The 15,390-nt window shown below is 71.6% G+C and carries 19 protein-coding genes; 12 read left to right on the top strand and 7 right to left on the bottom strand.

The window, feature by feature from the left end:
* Nucleotides 1-7: 7 nt before the first annotated feature.
* Both ACI79T_RS17400 and ACI79T_RS17395 read right to left on the bottom strand, forming a co-directional pair.
* A complete protein-coding gene (locus ACI79T_RS17400; protein WP_456611345.1) occupies nt 8-1,195 on the bottom strand; it encodes an NAD(P)/FAD-dependent oxidoreductase in 1,188 nt (395 codons plus the stop codon).
* Between the two features lie 2 nt (nt 1,196-1,197).
* A complete protein-coding gene (locus tag ACI79T_RS17395) occupies nt 1,198-1,389 on the bottom strand; it encodes a ferredoxin (protein ID WP_456611344.1) in 192 nt (63 codons plus the stop codon).
* Between the two features lie 115 nt (nt 1,390-1,504).
* On the opposite strand from ACI79T_RS17395, the gene ACI79T_RS17390 reads away from it, so the two are divergent.
* The 11 genes from ACI79T_RS17390 (at nt 1,505) to ACI79T_RS17340 (ending at nt 10,359) form a co-directional block, all read left to right on the top strand.
* Nucleotides 1,505-2,785, top strand: a complete 1,281-nt coding sequence (locus tag ACI79T_RS17390) for a cytochrome P450 (protein WP_456611343.1) — start codon at nt 1,505-1,507, stop codon at nt 2,783-2,785.
* 2 nt (nt 2,786-2,787) lie between these two features.
* Complete coding sequence (locus tag ACI79T_RS17385) at nt 2,788-3,609, top strand: mycofactocin-coupled SDR family oxidoreductase (protein ID WP_456611342.1); 822 nt, start codon at nt 2,788-2,790, stop codon at nt 3,607-3,609.
* Nucleotides 3,610-3,705: 96 nt separating this feature from the next.
* Complete coding sequence (locus ACI79T_RS17380; RefSeq protein ID WP_456611341.1) at nt 3,706-4,545, top strand: mycofactocin-coupled SDR family oxidoreductase; 840 nt, start codon at nt 3,706-3,708, stop codon at nt 4,543-4,545.
* A gap of 161 nt (nt 4,546-4,706) precedes the next feature.
* Nucleotides 4,707-5,972 (top strand): cytochrome P450, encoded by a 1,266-nt coding sequence (locus ACI79T_RS17375; protein ID WP_456611340.1) that lies wholly within the window; start codon nt 4,707-4,709, stop codon nt 5,970-5,972.
* A 154-nt stretch (nt 5,973-6,126) separates the two neighbouring features.
* Complete coding sequence (locus ACI79T_RS17370) at nt 6,127-6,537, top strand: nuclear transport factor 2 family protein (RefSeq protein WP_456611339.1); 411 nt, start codon at nt 6,127-6,129, stop codon at nt 6,535-6,537.
* A gap of 31 nt (nt 6,538-6,568) precedes the next feature.
* Nucleotides 6,569-8,122: an AMP-binding protein gene (locus ACI79T_RS17365; RefSeq protein WP_456611338.1), complete on the top strand. Its 1,554-nt coding sequence runs from the start codon at nt 6,569-6,571 to the stop codon at nt 8,120-8,122.
* Nucleotides 8,123-8,584: a hypothetical protein gene (locus ACI79T_RS17360; protein ID WP_456611337.1), complete on the top strand. Its 462-nt coding sequence runs from the start codon at nt 8,123-8,125 to the stop codon at nt 8,582-8,584.
* Nucleotides 8,581-8,997, top strand: coding sequence for a MaoC family dehydratase (locus ACI79T_RS17355; RefSeq protein WP_456611336.1), 417 nt, complete (start codon nt 8,581-8,583; stop codon nt 8,995-8,997). Before ACI79T_RS17360 ends, ACI79T_RS17355 begins: the two co-directional genes overlap by 4 nt.
* Entirely contained in the window at nt 8,994-9,419 is a 426-nt protein-coding gene (locus ACI79T_RS17350; protein ID WP_456611335.1) for an acyl-CoA thioesterase, read from the top strand. Before ACI79T_RS17355 ends, ACI79T_RS17350 begins: the two co-directional genes overlap by 4 nt.
* On the top strand, nt 9,416-10,012 hold the full coding sequence (locus ACI79T_RS17345; protein ID WP_456611334.1) for a nuclear transport factor 2 family protein: 597 nt from the start codon (nt 9,416-9,418) through the stop codon (nt 10,010-10,012). The genes ACI79T_RS17350 and ACI79T_RS17345 overlap by 4 nt, the downstream gene beginning before the upstream one ends.
* Before the next feature lie 38 nt (nt 10,013-10,050).
* On the top strand, nt 10,051-10,359 hold the full coding sequence (locus ACI79T_RS17340; protein WP_456611333.1) for an EthD family reductase: 309 nt from the start codon (nt 10,051-10,053) through the stop codon (nt 10,357-10,359).
* Nucleotides 10,360-10,438: 79 nt separating this feature from the next.
* Here the strand turns inward: ACI79T_RS17340 and ACI79T_RS17335 are convergent, their stop codons facing one another.
* The 3 genes from ACI79T_RS17335 to ACI79T_RS17325 are packed head-to-tail and all read right to left on the bottom strand — an operon-like array spanning nt 10,439 to nt 13,150.
* Complete coding sequence (locus tag ACI79T_RS17335; protein WP_456611332.1) at nt 10,439-10,855, bottom strand: nuclear transport factor 2 family protein; 417 nt, start codon at nt 10,853-10,855, stop codon at nt 10,439-10,441.
* A gap of 10 nt (nt 10,856-10,865) precedes the next feature.
* Complete coding sequence (locus tag ACI79T_RS17330) at nt 10,866-11,618, bottom strand: enoyl-CoA hydratase/isomerase family protein (protein WP_456611331.1); 753 nt, start codon at nt 11,616-11,618, stop codon at nt 10,866-10,868.
* Entirely contained in the window at nt 11,618-13,150 is a 1,533-nt protein-coding gene (locus ACI79T_RS17325; protein WP_456611330.1) for an AMP-binding protein, read from the bottom strand. Before ACI79T_RS17325 ends, ACI79T_RS17330 begins: the two co-directional genes overlap by 1 nt.
* 93 nt (nt 13,151-13,243) lie before the next feature.
* Between ACI79T_RS17325 and ACI79T_RS17320 the strand changes: the two genes are divergently transcribed.
* On the top strand, nt 13,244-13,759 hold the full coding sequence (locus ACI79T_RS17320; RefSeq protein WP_456611329.1) for a pyridoxamine 5'-phosphate oxidase family protein: 516 nt from the start codon (nt 13,244-13,246) through the stop codon (nt 13,757-13,759).
* 40 nt (nt 13,760-13,799) lie between these two features.
* On the opposite strand, the gene ACI79T_RS17315 is transcribed toward ACI79T_RS17320, so the two are convergent.
* Together ACI79T_RS17315 and ACI79T_RS17310 are read right to left on the bottom strand one after the other, a co-directional pair.
* Nucleotides 13,800-14,567 (bottom strand): enoyl-CoA hydratase/isomerase family protein, encoded by a 768-nt coding sequence (locus ACI79T_RS17315; RefSeq protein ID WP_456611328.1) that lies wholly within the window; start codon nt 14,565-14,567, stop codon nt 13,800-13,802.
* On the bottom strand, nt 14,560-15,390 hold the full coding sequence (locus ACI79T_RS17310; RefSeq protein ID WP_456611327.1) for an amidohydrolase family protein: 831 nt from the start codon (nt 15,388-15,390) through the stop codon (nt 14,560-14,562). The genes ACI79T_RS17315 and ACI79T_RS17310 overlap by 8 nt, the downstream gene beginning before the upstream one ends.

The following is a 15,390-nucleotide window of genomic DNA, read 5'->3' as shown; positions in this document are numbered from 1 at the left end:
CGCGGGATCAGGCGAGCGCCAGCGCCTCGTCCCAGCCGGCCCCGGCGACCAGGAGCTTGCGGAACGGCAGCAGCTGCTTGATCGCCCCGTAGCCGATGACCGAGCGCAGCTGCCCGTCGCCACCGGTGATCGCGACGAAGGAGCCCTCGAGGTCGCCGAAGACGACCCGCATCTCGTCCTGCGGCCGCACCTGGCCGAAGACCTGCAGGCGCGCCCCCAGCTGGTCGGTCCAGACGTAGGGCAGTGCGTCGTGCACCGCGGGATCGCCGGTCAGGTTCGCGGCGACGACCCCGGCGGTCTCCACCGCGTTCGTCCAGTGCTCGACGCGGACGTCCTCGCCGTAGCGGGGGTGCCGCCAGCGCGCCACGTCCCCGACGGCGTACACCCCCTCGGCCCCGACGGCCGCGAGGTGCCCGTCGCAGACGACCCCGTCGCGCAGGTCCAGCCCGGAGTCCGCCAGCCAGGAGGTCTCCGGCACCGTGCCGAGCCCGAGGACGACGACGTCGGCCGGCAGCAGGGAGCCGTCGGTCAGCCGGACGCCCTCCACCCGGGGATCCCCCTCGATCGCCGTGACACCGGCCCCGAGGTGCAGGTCGACGCCGGCGGCGGCGTGCCGGCGGGTGAAGACCGCACCGAGGTGCTGGCCCAGCCCGCGGATCATCAACGCCGGCAGCGGCTCGACGACCGAGACTCGGCGGCCCAGCGCGGCGAGCGTCCCGGCCACCTCCGCACCGATGAAGCCGCCGCCGACGACGACCACGCGAGCGGTCCCGCCCGCGGCCGCGCGGATGGCGGCGGCGTCGGCCGCGGTGCGCAGCGGGAAGACACCTGGCCGCACCTCCAGCTCCGGCACCGACCGGGGCGAGGAACCGGTGGCGATCACCAGCCGGTCGAACTCCAGGACCCGCCCGCCGTGCAGGACGACCCGCCGGCCGTCGAGATCCAGGTCCGTCGCCCGCCCCTCGACCAGCGCGACGTCGAGCGCGGCCAGGTCCTCGAGCGACACCAGGGGCGGCGCCACGGCGGACGGATCGGCGAGGAATGCCTTGGACAGCGGCGGCCGGTCGCTGGCCACGCCGGCGACGGTGCCGGGCTCGTGCCCGACCAGGACCACCTCGTCCGCACACCCGCGTCGCCGCAGCGCCTGGACCGTGCGGACGCCCCCGAGCGAGGCGCCGACGACGACGGTGCGCACGGTCAGGAGACCGAGATGGCCCGCTCGGGGCAGCTGTCCGCGGCCAACTGGGCCTCGTCCTGCAGTTCCGCCGGGACCGGGTCCACCTGCACGATGGCGTGACCGTCGGTCTCGTCGAGCTCGAACACGGCAGGGGCGCTCATGTGGCACACCCCGTGGCCCTGGCAGACGTCCAGGTCGACAGAGACGCGCATCGCTTCCTCCAGGAGGTCAGGCCCGGCACCTACCGCGCACGGACCCTGGTTGACAGAGCCAAACTAGGATAAGCATTATCACACTGTGACGGAGAACAGAGACGGAGACCACAGCATGAGCACTCCAGCCGGTCGGTGCCCCGTCGTCCACTTCGACCACCACTCCCCGGAGCACGCCGACGACACGGTCGGCAGCTACCGGGAGCTGCGACAGAACCACCCGGTCGCCTGGTCGGACAACTACGGCGGCTTCTGGGTCCTCTCCGACTACGAGTCGGTCTTCGAGGCCGCCCGTGACGACGACGTCTTCTCCTCCCAGCGCCTGGACCAGTACGGCGGTCCGGGCCTGTCGGTGGTCATCCCGAAGACGCCGATGCACAAGCACATCCCGATCGAGCTCGACCCGCCGGAGTTTCGCAGCTACCGCAAGGTCGTCAACCCCGTCGCATCGCCGGCCGCCGTCGCCAAGGTCGAGGACATGATCGTCCGGTGGACCACCTGGTTCATCGACGAGCTGATCGAGTCCGGCGAGGCCGACCTCGCCCAGATCATCGGCGTCCCGGCGATCTGCACCATCGACTGGCTGGGCCTGCCGGTGCAGGACTGGCAGATCTACGCCCGCTCCCACCAGGCCACCCTGGCGGAGCCGACCGACAGCCCGGCGTACAAGCGGGCCATCGAGGAGGACCTGCCGTACGGCACCGAGCAGATGCGGAAGACGATCGCCGCGCGCAAGGCGGAGCCGCGCGACGACGTCATCAGCTACCTCGTGCAGCAGCAGGTGGACGACCGGCCGATCACCGAGGAGGAGGTCTTCTCGATCGTCGAGCTGCTGGTCAGCGGCGGCGTCGGGACGACGGCCTCGCTGGTGAGCCAGGCACTCGTCTGGCTGTACGAGCACCCCGACGTCCGCCAGGAGCTGATCGACGACCCCTCGTTGCTGGACCGGGCGATCGAGGAGTTCCTCCGCTACTTCTCTCCCACTCAGGCGCTGGCCCGCACGGTGCTCAAGGAGACGGAGTTCCACGGCTGCCCGATGAACGTCGGTGATCGCGCGCTGCTGTCGTGGTCGTCGGCCAACCGGGACGAGCAGCACTTCGAGAACCCCGACGAGATCGACATCCACCGCTGGCCCAACCGGCACCTGGCCTTCGGCGTCGGCGTCCACCGCTGCGCCGGCTCCCACTTCGGCAAGCGCATGGCCAAGGAGATGCTCAAGCAGGTCCTGGAGCGGATGCCGGACTACGAGGTCGACCTGGCCGGGCTCAAGCGCTATCCGCGCCAGGGGGTCAACAAGGGCTGGCAGCGGATCCCCGCGACCTTCACCCCCGGCACGCGCCTGCTCCCCCCGGACGCGATCCCCGAGGGTGTGTCCGCCGCATCGGCGCGCAGCTGATCATGAATCCCGGGCTCGAGGGCAGCGTCGCCCTCGTCACGGGCGCCGCCCGCGGACAGGGGCGGGCCCATGCGGTGCGTCTCGCCGCGGAGGGCGCCGACGTCGTCGCCGTCGACATCTGTGCGGACATCCCCACCGTCGCCTACCCCCTGGGCACCGCGGACGACCTGGCGGAGACCGCCCGGCTGGTCGAGGCGGAGGGCCGGCAGGTCCTCACCCGCCAGGTCGACGTCCGCGACGCCGACGCCCTGCGGGCCGCCGTCGACGCCGGCGTGGCGGCGCTCGGCCCGATCCGCACGGTGGTGGCCAACGCGGGCATCGCCCCGCTCATGGGCGGTTCGGACGAGGACGAGACCTTCGCCGACGTCATCGGCGTCAACCTGATCGGCGCCTGGAACACGGTGCAGGCCGCGGCCCCCTCGATGATCGCGGCGGGCCGGGGCGGCTCGGTCGTGCTGATCAGCTCCACCCAGGGCCTGAAGGGCACCGGCGGCGACGGCACGGCGGGCATCACCGGCTACGCCGCCAGCAAGCACGGCCTGGTCGGGCTCATGCGCTCGTTCGCCCACTGGCTGGCGCCGCACTCGATCCGGGTGAACACCGTCCACCCGACCGGCGTCGCCACCCCGATGATCACCAACGACGTCATGCAGGCGCACCTGCGGTCCACGCCCGCGACCGCGGACCGGCAGGGGAACCTGCTGCCGGTGCCGATGGTCGGGTGCCGGGACGTCAGCGACGCCGTCGTCTACCTCAGCGCCGACTCCGGTCGCTACCTCACCGGCGTCACGCTGCCCGTCGACGCCGGCTTCGCGGCCCGGTGAGGCCCGCGACCGGCTGACCGCACGACCGTCCACCCACCGGTGCGCACCGACGCGGGCCGGGGACCACCGGGAGACCGGAGAACAGGAGCGCACACCATGGCAGGACGCATGGAGGGCAAGGTCGCCTTCATCACCGGCGCGGCCCGCGGCCAGGGCCGCAGTCACGCGATCCGGCTCGCCCAGGAGGGCGCGGACATCATCGCCGTCGACATCTGCCGGAACATCGACACGGTGACGCCGTACTACCCGCTGGCCACCGAGGACGAGCTGGCCGAGACGGCGAAGGCCGTGGAGGCCCTCGACCGGCGGATCGTCACCAAGGTCGCCGACGTCCGCGACCTCGACGCGCTGCAGGCCGCCTTCGACGACGGCGTCGCGCAGCTCGGCCGGGTCGACACGGTCGTGGCCAACGCCGGCATCGCCACGTACGGCAAGGCGTGGGAGCTCTCGGCCGAGCAGTGGAAGGACATGATCGACGTCAACCTGACCGGCGTCTTCCACACCGCCAAGGTCGCCATCCCCACGATGATCGAGGCCGACCGCGGCGGGTCGATCATGTTCACCAGCTCGATCGGCGGGCTCAAGGGCATCCAGCACGTCGCCCACTACGTCGCCGCCAAGCACGGCATCGTCGGCCTGATGCGCACGCTGGCCAACGAGCTGGGTCCGCACAGCATCCGGGTCAACACGATCCACCCGACCAACGTCGACACGATCATGATCCAGAACCCCGGCACCTACGCGATGTTCTCCCCGGGCGACCCCGAGCCCAGCCAGGAGAAGGCGATGCCGGGCTTCATGTCGCTCAACACCCTGCCGGTGCCCTGGATCGAGTCGCTGGACATCAGCAACGCGGTGCTGTTCCTGGCCAGCGACGAGGGCCGCTACATCACCGGCGTGACGCTGCCCGTCGACGCCGGCGCGTACGTGAAGTAGGCCGGCCGCCGGCGCCCTCGCGGCGCCCGCAGCTCCCGACTGTCGCCGCGACGGACCCACCGTCGCGGCGACAGCCACGTCCGGACCTTGTGATGCAGGTCACTCATACATATGGTGAACCTGTTTAGCAGCGCGCATCCACCACCAGGGAGCAGCCCCGCATGAGCCAGTCGACCATGGCCCCTCAGGCGCCGGACATCCTGTCGGCCGAGTACGTCGCCGACCCCTACCCCTTCCACCGGGTGCTGCGGGACCACTACCCCGCCGTCTTCCACGAGGCGACGCAGAGCTGGCTGATCAGCCGGTACGCCGACTGCGCCGACGCCTTCAAGAGCGAGGCGTTCTCGAGCCGGAACTACGACTGGCAGCTCGAGCCCATCCACGGCCGCACCATCCTGCAGATGCAGGGCAAGGAGCACGCCACCCACCGGTCGCTGCTCAACCCCTTCTTCCGCGGCAAGGGCCTCGAGGCCTTCCTGCCCGTGATCCGGCAGAACGCCGCCGAGCTGATCGAGTCCGCGGTCCGTCGCGCCGGCAGCGAGATGATGGGCGAGCTCTCCTCCCGCGGGCGGATCGACCTCGTCGCGGAGTTCACGACCTGGTTCCCGATCCGCGTCATGGTGGACATGCTCGGCCTGCCGACGAGCGACCACGACCGTTTCCACCGCTGGTACCACTCGGTCGTCGCGCACCTGAACAACCTCGCCGGCGACCCGGCCGTCACCGCTCGCGCCGACCAGACCCGCGAGGAGCTGCGCGAGTACATGCTCCCGATCATCCGGGAGCGCCGGAAGGGCGACGGTGACGACCTGCTCTCCCGGATGTGCCGGGCCGAGGTCGACGGCGAGCAGATGTCCGACGAGGAGATCAAGGCGTTCGTGAGCCTGCTCCTGGTGGCCGGCGGGGAGACCACCGACAAGGCCATCGCCAGCATGATGAGCAACCTGATCGCCAACCCCGACCAGCTCGAGGCGGTGCGGGCCGACCGCAGTCTCGTGGACGCGGCGATCGCCGAGACACTGCGGTACTCGGGCCCGGTGCACATGATCATGCGCCAGACCGAGCAGCCGGTGGAGATCGAGGGCACGACGATCCCGGCAGGGGCGACCTGCATCCTCATGCTGGCGTCGGCCAACCGGGACGAACGGCACTTCGGCAACCCCGACCGGTTCGACATCCACCGGCCCGACCTCGACGTCGCCAAGGCCTTCAGCGGGGCGGCCAACCACCTGCAGTTCATCCGGGGCCGGCACTTCTGCGTCGGCTCCCTGCTGGCGCGCACGGAGATGACGGTTGCCCTGAACCTGATCCTGGACACCATGCCGAACCTGCGGTTCCAGGAGGGCTTCACGCCTACGGAGGTGGGCCTCTACACCCGCAGCGTCGAGAGCCTGCTCGTGGAGTTCGACGTCCCACCCGCCGCCTGACCGCTGCCGGGCGACCCGGCCCGCCGGCACCGGAGCTCCGGGTGCGCGACCGCACCCGGGGCTCTGGTCAAAGAGGCTAACCATGCATAGGGTAAGCCCGATCACACCGTCGCCGCCGACACAGCCGTCGGCCAGTCGCCCAGGAGACGCACCCATGTCCGCTCGCGGAGCTCTCGAGAACGTGCTCAACCGCTACTCCGTCGCCTACGACGAGAACGACATGACCGAGATGGCCGACACCTTCGCCGACGAGGCCGTCCTCACCATGCGCATCGCCAAGGGCGACCTGATCGGGCCCTTCGAGGGCAAGGAGGCGGTGATGAAGCTGATGACCGACAGCCTGGCCAGCCAGACCGACCAGCGCCGGCACGTGACGACGAACGTGGTCGTGCGTTCCGAGGACGAGGCCAGCGCCTCGGTCACCTCCTACCTGACCCTGATCTCGGTCAAGGACGGCTCGGCCACGCTGCTGTCCACGGCCCGCTACGAGGACGAGCTCGTCCGGGAGTCCGACGGCGCCTGGCGGTTCACCAAGCGGCACATCGAGCTCGACCTGCCCTACTGACGACCGCTCGCGACCGGACGGAGAACCAGCTGTGAACCAGGGGCTCATCCCTGCCAAGTGGGCCGCGCTCACACCGCGTGGCGAGGCCATCATCGACGTCCCGAACAACCGACGGCTGGTCTGGTCGGAGTTCGACGAGCTCGTGCGGCGCCTGGCCAACGGCCTCCGCGGCCTCGGCCTGGAGAAGGGCGACCGCTTCGGCGTCCTGTCGCGCAACGGCGCCGAGTACATGGCCCTCTACTTCGCCGCCGGCCGGGCCGGTCTCGTGCTGCAGCCGCTGAACTGGCGGCTGGCCGGGGAGGAGCTCGCGACCATCGTCCGGGACGCCTCGCCCAAGGTGGTCATCAGCCAGGACGAGTTCGGCGAGGCGATCGAGCAGCTGCAGCGCGACGTCGACGTCCCGCACTGGTTGCAGTTCGGCGAGAAGAGCGACGGCAGCTTCGCGCGGCTCGTCGAGTCCGCGAGCGACGCCGAGCCGATCTGGGTCTCCTCCGTCCTCGACGACGACCCGTTCTTCATCCTCTACACCGGCGGCACCACCGGGAAGAGCAAGGGCGCCATGCACACCCACCGCAGCGCGGGGGCCATGATGCTGGCGCAGACCGTGGCCGAGCGGATCGTGCCCAGCGACGTCTACATGCTGACCGGGCAGATGTACCACATCCCGATCGTGCTGGCGATGAACTACAACCGGCACGGCTGCCCCCTCGTGCTCGTCAACTTCGAGGCCAAGCAGGCGCTCGAGGTGATCCAGGAGGAGCGGGTCTCGGCGTTCCTCGGCATCACCACGATGATCAACTGGATGATGGCCGTGCCGAACTTCGCGAGCTACGACCTGTCCAGCCTGCGGAACTTCCAGTACGGCGGGGGGCCGATGCCCTCCTCGGTCGTCCGCGCGGCGATGGACAACTTCCCGTGCACGATGATCCAGGGCTACGGGCAGACCGAGGGCGCCGGCATGACGTTCCTCTCCCAGGAGGACCACATCCGGGCGGTCAACGGCGACCACCCCGAGCGGCTGCGCTCGTGCGGCCGCGAGGGCTTCACCGCCCAGATCCGCGTCGTCGACGAGTACGGCGAGGACGTCCCGCAGGACGGGAGGACCGCCGGCCAGATCATCGTGCGCGGTGAGCAGAACATGATCGGCTACCTCAACCGGCCGGACCTGACCGCGGAGACGCTGCGGGACGGCTGGATGTGGACCGGCGACATGGCGACCTGGGACGACGAGCGGTACATCTTCATCGTCGATCGCGCCAAGGACATGATCATCTCCGGTGGCGAGAACATCTACTCGGTGCAGGTCGAGGAGGCCATCAACCAGCACCCCGCCGTGCTGGAGTGCGCCGTCTTCGGCATCCCCGACGACGAGTGGGGCGAGACGGTGAAGGCCGTCGTCGTCCTCAAGCCGGACACGCAGGCCACCGAGCAGGAGATCATCGACGAGGCGAAGAAGCACCTGGCCAGCTACCAGAAGCCCCGCTCGGTGGACTTCGTCAGCCAGCTGCCCAAGGCCCCGACCGGGAAGATCCTCAAGCGCGAGCTGCGGACGCCGTACTGGGCCGACCGCGACCGGGGGGTCTGAGTGGGCTTCCCGGAAGCCGAGCTGGACGGTCAGGTGGGCCGGGCCTTCCCGGGCGGGACGTACACCGTCGCCCCCTGGAAGGCCTGGCTCCTGGCCGACACCGTGCTCGCCGCCCCGCCGTCGCTCCGCGACGGCGGGGACCAGGTGGCCCATCCGCTGTTCGCCTGGATGGCGGCCACCGGCGCCATGGGCATCACCTGGGACGAGCTGTTCGCCTGGTTCAGTGCCAGCGCCTCCGACGGCCCGGTGTTCGGCGAGCACGAGACCACGCTGCACCGGCCGCTCCGCGTGGGCGCCACCTACCGGGTGACCGGGCGGATCGACTCCGCGCAGCGCAAGGTCGGCCGGCGCACCGGCACCTTCGACGTCGTCGGCTACTCGATGGACCTGCACGACGAGGCCGACGGCGCCCACGTCGCGACCTGCTGGAACTCGATCGTCTTCCCCCGGAGGGATGCATGACCACCGTCGCCGCGGAGATCGGCACGGAGCTGCCCGTCTACGACATCCCCTCGGTCAGCGCCGAGAAGATGAAGACGATGGCCGCCCTGCTGTCCGACCCGACGCCCATCCACTTCGACGTCGAGACGCTGCGGGCGCTCGGCATGGGCGACCGGCCGATCAACCAGGGGCCGCTCAACATGGGGTACGTCATGAACGCCGTCACCGGCTGGGCCGGCGGCCCCGACCGGCTGCGCCGGCTGCGGGTCCGGTTCCTCGGCACCGTGCTGGCCGGCCACCACCTGCAGGTGCGGGCCACGGTGACCGGGCTGCGCGAGGAGGAGGGCCGGCGGGTCGCCGACTGCGACGTCGTCCTGGCCGTCGTCGACGGCGAGGCCGTCGTCTCGGGCACCGCGACGGTGGTGCTGGCATGAGCGACGACGGGCAGCTGACCTTCCAGCTGAGCTACGGCGACTGCGACACCGTCGGCATCGCCTACTTCGCCATCTACTACCCGTGGATGGAACGCGCCTACAGCACGTGGATGTACTCCCACGGCATCCGCAGCGGGGAGCTCGCCGAGCAGTTCGGCTTCGTCACCGTGGGCGTGCACTCCGAGTGCACGTACAAGGCGATGGTGCGGGTGTTCGACGAGCTCACGGTGCGTCCGGTCCTCGACCGCATCGGGACGTCGTCCTACACGATCGGCTACGACTTCCTGCGGGACGGCGAGGTGGTCACGCACGGGGCGATGACGTTCGTCTGCCGCACGGTCGAGGGCGGCAAGACGGCCGTCCCGGACGAGCTGCTGCGCATCCTGCGCACCCTGCCCGTCGCGGAGGGGGCGAGCGCGTGAAGCTGGACCTCCCGGCCGTCGCCGCCGCCCTCACCACCGTGCCGCAGGCGCTCGGGGCCGAACCCGCGGCGCTGGCGCGGCTGGTGCGCGAGCAGGCGGACCGGCAGGCGATCGCCGACCTCGGTGTCCTCTACGCCCGCGCCGTCGACGACCACGACATCGACACGCTGCTCGCGCTGTTCACCCCCGACGGCGTCTTCGAGCGGCGCGGCGTGGCCGCGACCGGCCGCGAGGAGATCCGGGCCGCCTACGTCGCCAGCTTCGACACCTACCGGACGATGCTGCACACGCCGCACCCCGGGGTGGTGCAGGTGCACGGCGACGGCACCGCATCGGGCTGGTCGCACGGGCACGCGGAGCTCGCCACGGCCAGCACGCTCGTCGTGGCGAGCTACCGGTACGAGGACGAGTACCGGTGCGTCGACGGCCGGTGGCTGTTCGCCGCGCGGTCGATCACGTTCATGTACGCCGTGCCCGCCGACCAGCTGGCGGGCAGCTTCGGCACCACCGAGCGGATCCGCTGGCCGCGCACCGCACCGGAGACGGCCGACTACCCGGAGACGTCTCCCACCTGGGACACCTACCGGGCCTGAGCCACCGGGGCGACGGAGCCCCGGGAGAGGAGAAGACCGTGTACCGAGTGATCGCGAACTACGCCCACCCCGAGGACCCGCAGGCCTTCCTCGAGCACTACCGGAGCACGCACGCACCGCTCGCGAAGAACCTGGCGGGCCTGAGCTCCTACACCTGGGGGACCTGCGAGACCCTCGACGGCTCCCGGCCCGAGTACTTCGTCACCGCGACGCTCGACTGGCCCTCGAAGGACGCCGCACTCGCCGACCTCGGCTCGGACGCGGGCCAGGCGGCGTCGGCCGACATGGCCAACTTCGCCCAGGCCGGCGTGGTGATGATCGCCTGCGAGACCGAGACGGTCGTCTGAGGGCCGCTCCGCCGCGGATCTGCGGTCCCGCCGCGCGCGGGTCCGCAGACCTGCGGCGGCACCGCACGAGCAGGGGTGCTCACGGCATGCGCACCTCGCCGCCGAGGGCGGTGACGAGGACGACCGGGTCGAAGAACTCGGCCAATCGCACGATGCGCTGGTCCCGGATCGTGAACCGGGAGATGTAGGTGTTGCGGTACGGCCGACCGGTGGGGATGACGACCGTGTCGCTGGTGTACTCCGCGACCCACTCCCCCGGCCGGCCCTCCAGTGCGTCGATCGCGTAGCCGGCGAACCGCATCGGCTCCATCAGGCCCTCGGGGTACACCTTCATCGCCTCGGTGCGGCCGCGGGAGACCTTCGGGAAGCCGGGCGGCGCGTACGGCAGCACCAGCTCGACGTCCTCGGCGAAGGTCGCCTCGATGGCCGGTAGGTCCAGGCGCCCGACGGCGTCGAGGTAGGCCTCGACGACGGCGTGCTCGTCGCGTGCGCTCATGGTCGTCCTCTCATCGTCCGCGCGCGGCGCGGAACGCGGTGACGGCATCCCGGTGATCCGGGGTGCCGAAGAGCAGGGCGGTGGCCTCGACGGACTCGTTGAGCCCGCCGACGGCCCCGCGGTTGATGAAGGCCTTGCCGACCTGGACGGCCATCGGCGAGTGCCCGGCCATCTCGGCGGCGAGCGCGACCGCGGCCGGGAGCAGGTCGGCGTCGGCGTGCACCTCCTGGACCAGGCCGGCCCGCTCGGCGCGGGCGGCGTCGAGCTCCCGGCCGGTGAGCGCCAGGTAGCGGGTCCAGTGCCGGCCCAGGACCTCGGGCCCGCGGACCACCCCGTAGCCGGGCATCAGCCCGACGGTGGGCTCCTTGAACGCGAAGCGGGCGGACTCGGCGGCCAGCACCACGTCACAGGCCAGCGCGAGCTCGCTGCCACCACCGAAGGCGATCCCGTTGACCGCGGCGATCACCGGCACGGCGCACCGCTCGACGGAGTGGAAGGCGTCGTAGACCAGCTTCAGGTGCGGGCGGACGCGGGTCACGTCGCCGGCCAGCCCGGCGAACATGTCGATGTCGCCGCCGGCGGAGAACGCGCGGCCGGAGCCGGTCAGGACGACCGCCCGCACCCCGTCGTCCACACCGAGCGCGCCCATGACCTCGAGCAGCTCGCGGAACCAGGTCTGGTCCATCGCGTTCAGCTTCTCCGGCCGGCTCATCGTGAGGACGGCGACGCCCGGCTCGGGGTCGGTGCGGGTGAACCGCTCCATCAGGAGACCTCTCTGTCCCAGGTGCCGGGCGCGATGCCGTCCGCGCGCAGCTTGTACTTCTCCACCCGCTGGCTCGGCGTCAGCGGCAGCGCGTCGAGCACGCGCACGTAGCGGGGGACGGCGAAAGCGGTCAACGCACCCCGGCAGTGCTCGACCAGCGCGGCCGGGTCGACGGTGGCGCCGTCCGCCGGGACGACGGCGATCGCCACCTCCTCCTCCGACAACTCCGAGGGCAGGCCGTACGCGGCGACCTGGCCGACCGCAGGGTGCTCGGCGACGACCCGCTCGACCTCCCAGGAGGAGACGTTCTCGCCGCGGCGCCGGATGGTGTCCTTCATCCGGTCGAGGAAGACGAGGAAGCCGTCGGTGTCGAGGACGCCGCGGTCGCCGGTGTGGAACCACAGGTTGCGCCAGGCGGCCGCGGTCGCCCCTGCGTTGCCGGCGTACCCGTCGAACATCCACCCGGCCGCCTTCGGCCGGACGACGATCTCCCCCGGGGTACCGGGCGGCACCGGGTCGTCGCGTTCGTCGACCACGGCGACGGTGTAGTTGGCCGACTCGCGGCCGGCCGTGCCGATGCGCCGGGCGGAGGGCGGCATGTCGGTGACGATGGAGACCTCGGTGCTGCCGTAGATCTCGGTCAGCTCGACCCCGAACCGGCGCTCGAAGGACTCGAAGACCTCCGGGGGGCACGGCGCTCCGAAACCCGCCCGCACCGGGTTGTCGGCGTCGTCGGGCCGCGGCGGCTGCTTGTGCAGGATGCTCATCATGGCGCCCTGGTAGTTGAACGCGGTGATGCCGTGGGCCCGGCAGGTGTCCCAGAACCGGCTGGCCGAGAAGCTGCGGTCGAGCACCAGGTCGGCACCCGCCTCGGCCGCGGTCATCACGCTGCAGTACCGGGCGTTGGAGTGGAAGAGCGGGAAGACGCTGTAGAGCCGATCCGCGGCCGTGTAGCCCATCAACCCGACCGTGTGCCGCGCCAGGTTCACGTTGGCCCGGTGGGAGAGGACCGCCCCCTTGGGCGGTCCGGTGGTACCCGAGGTGTAGAGCACGACGGCCGGTGCGGTCGGGTCCACCTCGGGCATCGGCACCGGATCGGCGGCGAGGACGTCGGCCAGGTCGGTGCCGCCGGCGCCCTCGGGCCCGTGCACGACCAGCCGGACGCCCTTCGGCGCGCAGGCCCGCACCGCCGCGGCGAACTCCCCGTCGCACACGACCACCGGGGCCCCGGAGTGCTCGAGCAGGTAGCGCAGCAACGTGGGCCCGCTCGCCGGGTTGAGCGGCACCTCGACCAGCCCGGCGCGGGCCAGCCCGAACCAGACCGCGAGGGTGGCGACGCTGCTGCGCATGAGCACGCACACCGGGTCGCCCGGGCGCAGGCCGAGGGCGAGGAACCCGGCGGCGGCGCGGTCGGCGGCGCGGTCCAGGCCGGCCCAGGAGACCCGCTCGCCGTGCACCAGCGCACCGGCCTCCGGTGCCGACCGCTGGGCGGCGCCGGTCAGCCAGACACCGATGGAGGGGGTGCCGGGCACGCGACCTCCTGACGGGGTGACCGGGGACGGGAGCTGTGCCACCATCCAGTCAGAACATGCGAAGGATTACAAGAGTTCGATGCGGGAGGTCGGATGACCGGCGACGAACGACCCCGGGTCGGGGTCCGGGACATCGAGGACCTGCGCGGGACCCACCTCGCCCGCGACGACCAGGAGGAGCTCCTCGACGCGCAGACCGAGTGCACGGTCGCCTACACCTCCCGCGAGGGGTGGCCGGGCGCGGTGGTGATGAGCTTCCTGCGCCGCGATGGGCGCTTCTGGCTGACCGCCGTCGGCGGCCGGGACCACCTGGAGTCGCTGCGGAGCGACCCGCGGCTGACGATCGTCGTGGACAACCGGGGCACCGGCCTGCCGGGCCGCCGGATGATCGCCGTCCAGGGCACCGTGACGGTCCACGAGGACCGCGCGACCAAGGACTGGTTCTACCCCGCCTTCGGCCAACGCATGGCCGCCGAGGACCCGGCCGCCTTCGTCCGGCTGCTCGACAGCCCGCGGCGGGCGGTGCTCGAGGTGACGCCGACCGGCCGGCAGAAGAGCCACGACAGCCGCCGGATCGCCGGCGACGGCCGCGGCGGCGTCCGCAGCTGACCCCGCCGGCTGCAGAGAAGGCCTCCGGCCACCGGCAGGGTCAGGCGTCGGGCGCGGGGAACCGCGGCTTGCGCTTCTCCAGGAACGCCTGGGCGCCCTCGGCCATGTCGGGGCTGCCGATCGACTGCACGAGCATCCCGAGCCCGGTGGTGAAGGAGTCGCGGGCGGCGTTCCACCAGACGTTGGAGCTCACCTTGGCGATCTCCAGGTACCGCGGGGACAGCACCGCGATCTCCGCGATCATTGCCTCGACGGCCCCCACCAGCTCGTCGTCGGGGACGACGGAGTTGACCAGCCCGAGCTCGAGCGCCTGCGCCGAGCTGTAGCGCCGGCAGAGGAAGGCCATCTCCTTGGCCCGCTTCTCACCGATCTGGACGCCCAGCACGTTGGTCGCGCCGGTGACCGGTGCGCTGCCGACCCGGGGGCCGGTCTGCCCGAAGGTGGCCGACTCGGCCGCGATCGCCAGGTCGCAGGCGATGACCAGCTCGTTGCCACCCCCTGCGGCCGGGCCGTTGACCGCGGCGATCACCGGCCGCGGGTGGTTGCGGATCGCGTCGAAGAGCCGCAGCGAGCCACGGTAGAGACCGCGCATGCTGGTGACGTCCGGCGTGGACAGGCTGCCCAGCGCCCCGCCCGCGCAGAAGCTGCCGGGCACGCCGGTGATGACCACCGCGCGACTGCTGGTGCTGCCCTCCAGCGCCTCGACGATCTCCGCGGCCATCTCCGGGTCGTAGGCGTTGCGGCGGTCGGGCCGGTTCAGCGTGATCCAGGTGGCGTCGCCGCGCTGGTCGATCAGGACGTCAGGCACGGGGGGTCTCCTCCGTCGGGCCCGGCGCGGGCTCGCCCTCGGCGATGCCCATGAGCCGGGCGAAGTTGGCGCCGAGGATGCCCTCGGTGGCGTCGTCGGACAGGCCGAGGGCCTTGACCGCCTCGATCTCCTTGGCCGGGTCGGCCATGGGCCAGTCGGAGCCGAACACGATCCGGTCGGCACCGTGCTTGCCGATGATTTCCCGGACCTTCTCCGGGGCGAGGGTGGCCAGCGAGGGCGGCCAGGACGTCTCCAGGTAGACGTTCTCGCCGAGCAGGTCGGCCTCGGCCTCCTCCAGCTTGTGGTAGCCGCCGAAGTGGCAGGCGATCATCTTCAGCTCGGGGAACTGGCGGACGATGTCGCGGATCATGCCCGGCGTGGCCCGCTCGTTGCTCTCCCGGTCGCCGCCGGCACCGACGTGCGCGATGACCGCGATCTCCGAGCCGAAGCCCTCGAGGATGTCCCAGACCCGGCGGTCGTCGTAGGCGAAGCCCTGGAACAGCGAGTGCAGCTTCACCCCGCGGATCCCGTTGCTGCGCAGGCTGGCCAGGTTCTCCTCGACCGGCAGGTCCGGGTGGACCGTGCCGAAGCCGAGCAGGGAACCGCCGCGGGAGCGGCCGACGAACCGGTTCACGCCGTCGACGTACTTGGCGGTGTCGGCGATCCCCAGCAGCACCCCCCGGTCGACCCCCGAGGCGGCCAGCACGCCGGGCAGCGTGGAGATCTTGCCGTCGCCGACCCGCGGGAGCTGCGGCACCCGTGGGCCGAGGGCTCGCTCCGCGATCGCATCCGGCCAGGCATGGCAGTGCACGTCGATGATCAA

The organism is Blastococcus sp. SYSU DS0619 (genome assembly GCF_054051035.1).
The sequence above is the reverse complement of the archived record's forward strand: the minus strand, read 5'-3'. Positions and strand labels throughout refer to the sequence as shown.

What these genes read in the sequence shown, in the direction of transcription:
- ACI79T_RS17395 (WP_456611344.1), bottom strand. Translation starts at nt 1,389, where the DNA reads ATGCGCGTCTCTGTCGACCTGGACGTCTGCCAGGGCCACGGGGTGTGC.
- ACI79T_RS17390 (WP_456611343.1), top strand. Translation starts at nt 1,505, where the DNA reads ATGAGCACTCCAGCCGGTCGGTGCCCCGTCGTCCACTTCGACCACCAC.
- ACI79T_RS17385 (WP_456611342.1), top strand. Translation starts at nt 2,788, where the DNA reads ATGAATCCCGGGCTCGAGGGCAGCGTCGCCCTCGTCACGGGCGCCGCC.
- ACI79T_RS17380 (WP_456611341.1), top strand. Translation starts at nt 3,706, where the DNA reads ATGGCAGGACGCATGGAGGGCAAGGTCGCCTTCATCACCGGCGCGGCC.
- ACI79T_RS17375 (WP_456611340.1), top strand. Translation starts at nt 4,707, where the DNA reads ATGAGCCAGTCGACCATGGCCCCTCAGGCGCCGGACATCCTGTCGGCC.
- ACI79T_RS17370 (WP_456611339.1), top strand. Translation starts at nt 6,127, where the DNA reads ATGTCCGCTCGCGGAGCTCTCGAGAACGTGCTCAACCGCTACTCCGTC.
- ACI79T_RS17355 (WP_456611336.1), top strand. Translation starts at nt 8,581, where the DNA reads ATGACCACCGTCGCCGCGGAGATCGGCACGGAGCTGCCCGTCTACGAC.
- ACI79T_RS17350 (WP_456611335.1), top strand. Translation starts at nt 8,994, where the DNA reads ATGAGCGACGACGGGCAGCTGACCTTCCAGCTGAGCTACGGCGACTGC.
- ACI79T_RS17335 (WP_456611332.1), bottom strand. Translation starts at nt 10,855, where the DNA reads ATGAGCGCACGCGACGAGCACGCCGTCGTCGAGGCCTACCTCGACGCC.
- ACI79T_RS17330 (WP_456611331.1), bottom strand. Translation starts at nt 11,618, where the DNA reads ATGGAGCGGTTCACCCGCACCGACCCCGAGCCGGGCGTCGCCGTCCTC.
- ACI79T_RS17320 (WP_456611329.1), top strand. Translation starts at nt 13,244, where the DNA reads ATGACCGGCGACGAACGACCCCGGGTCGGGGTCCGGGACATCGAGGAC.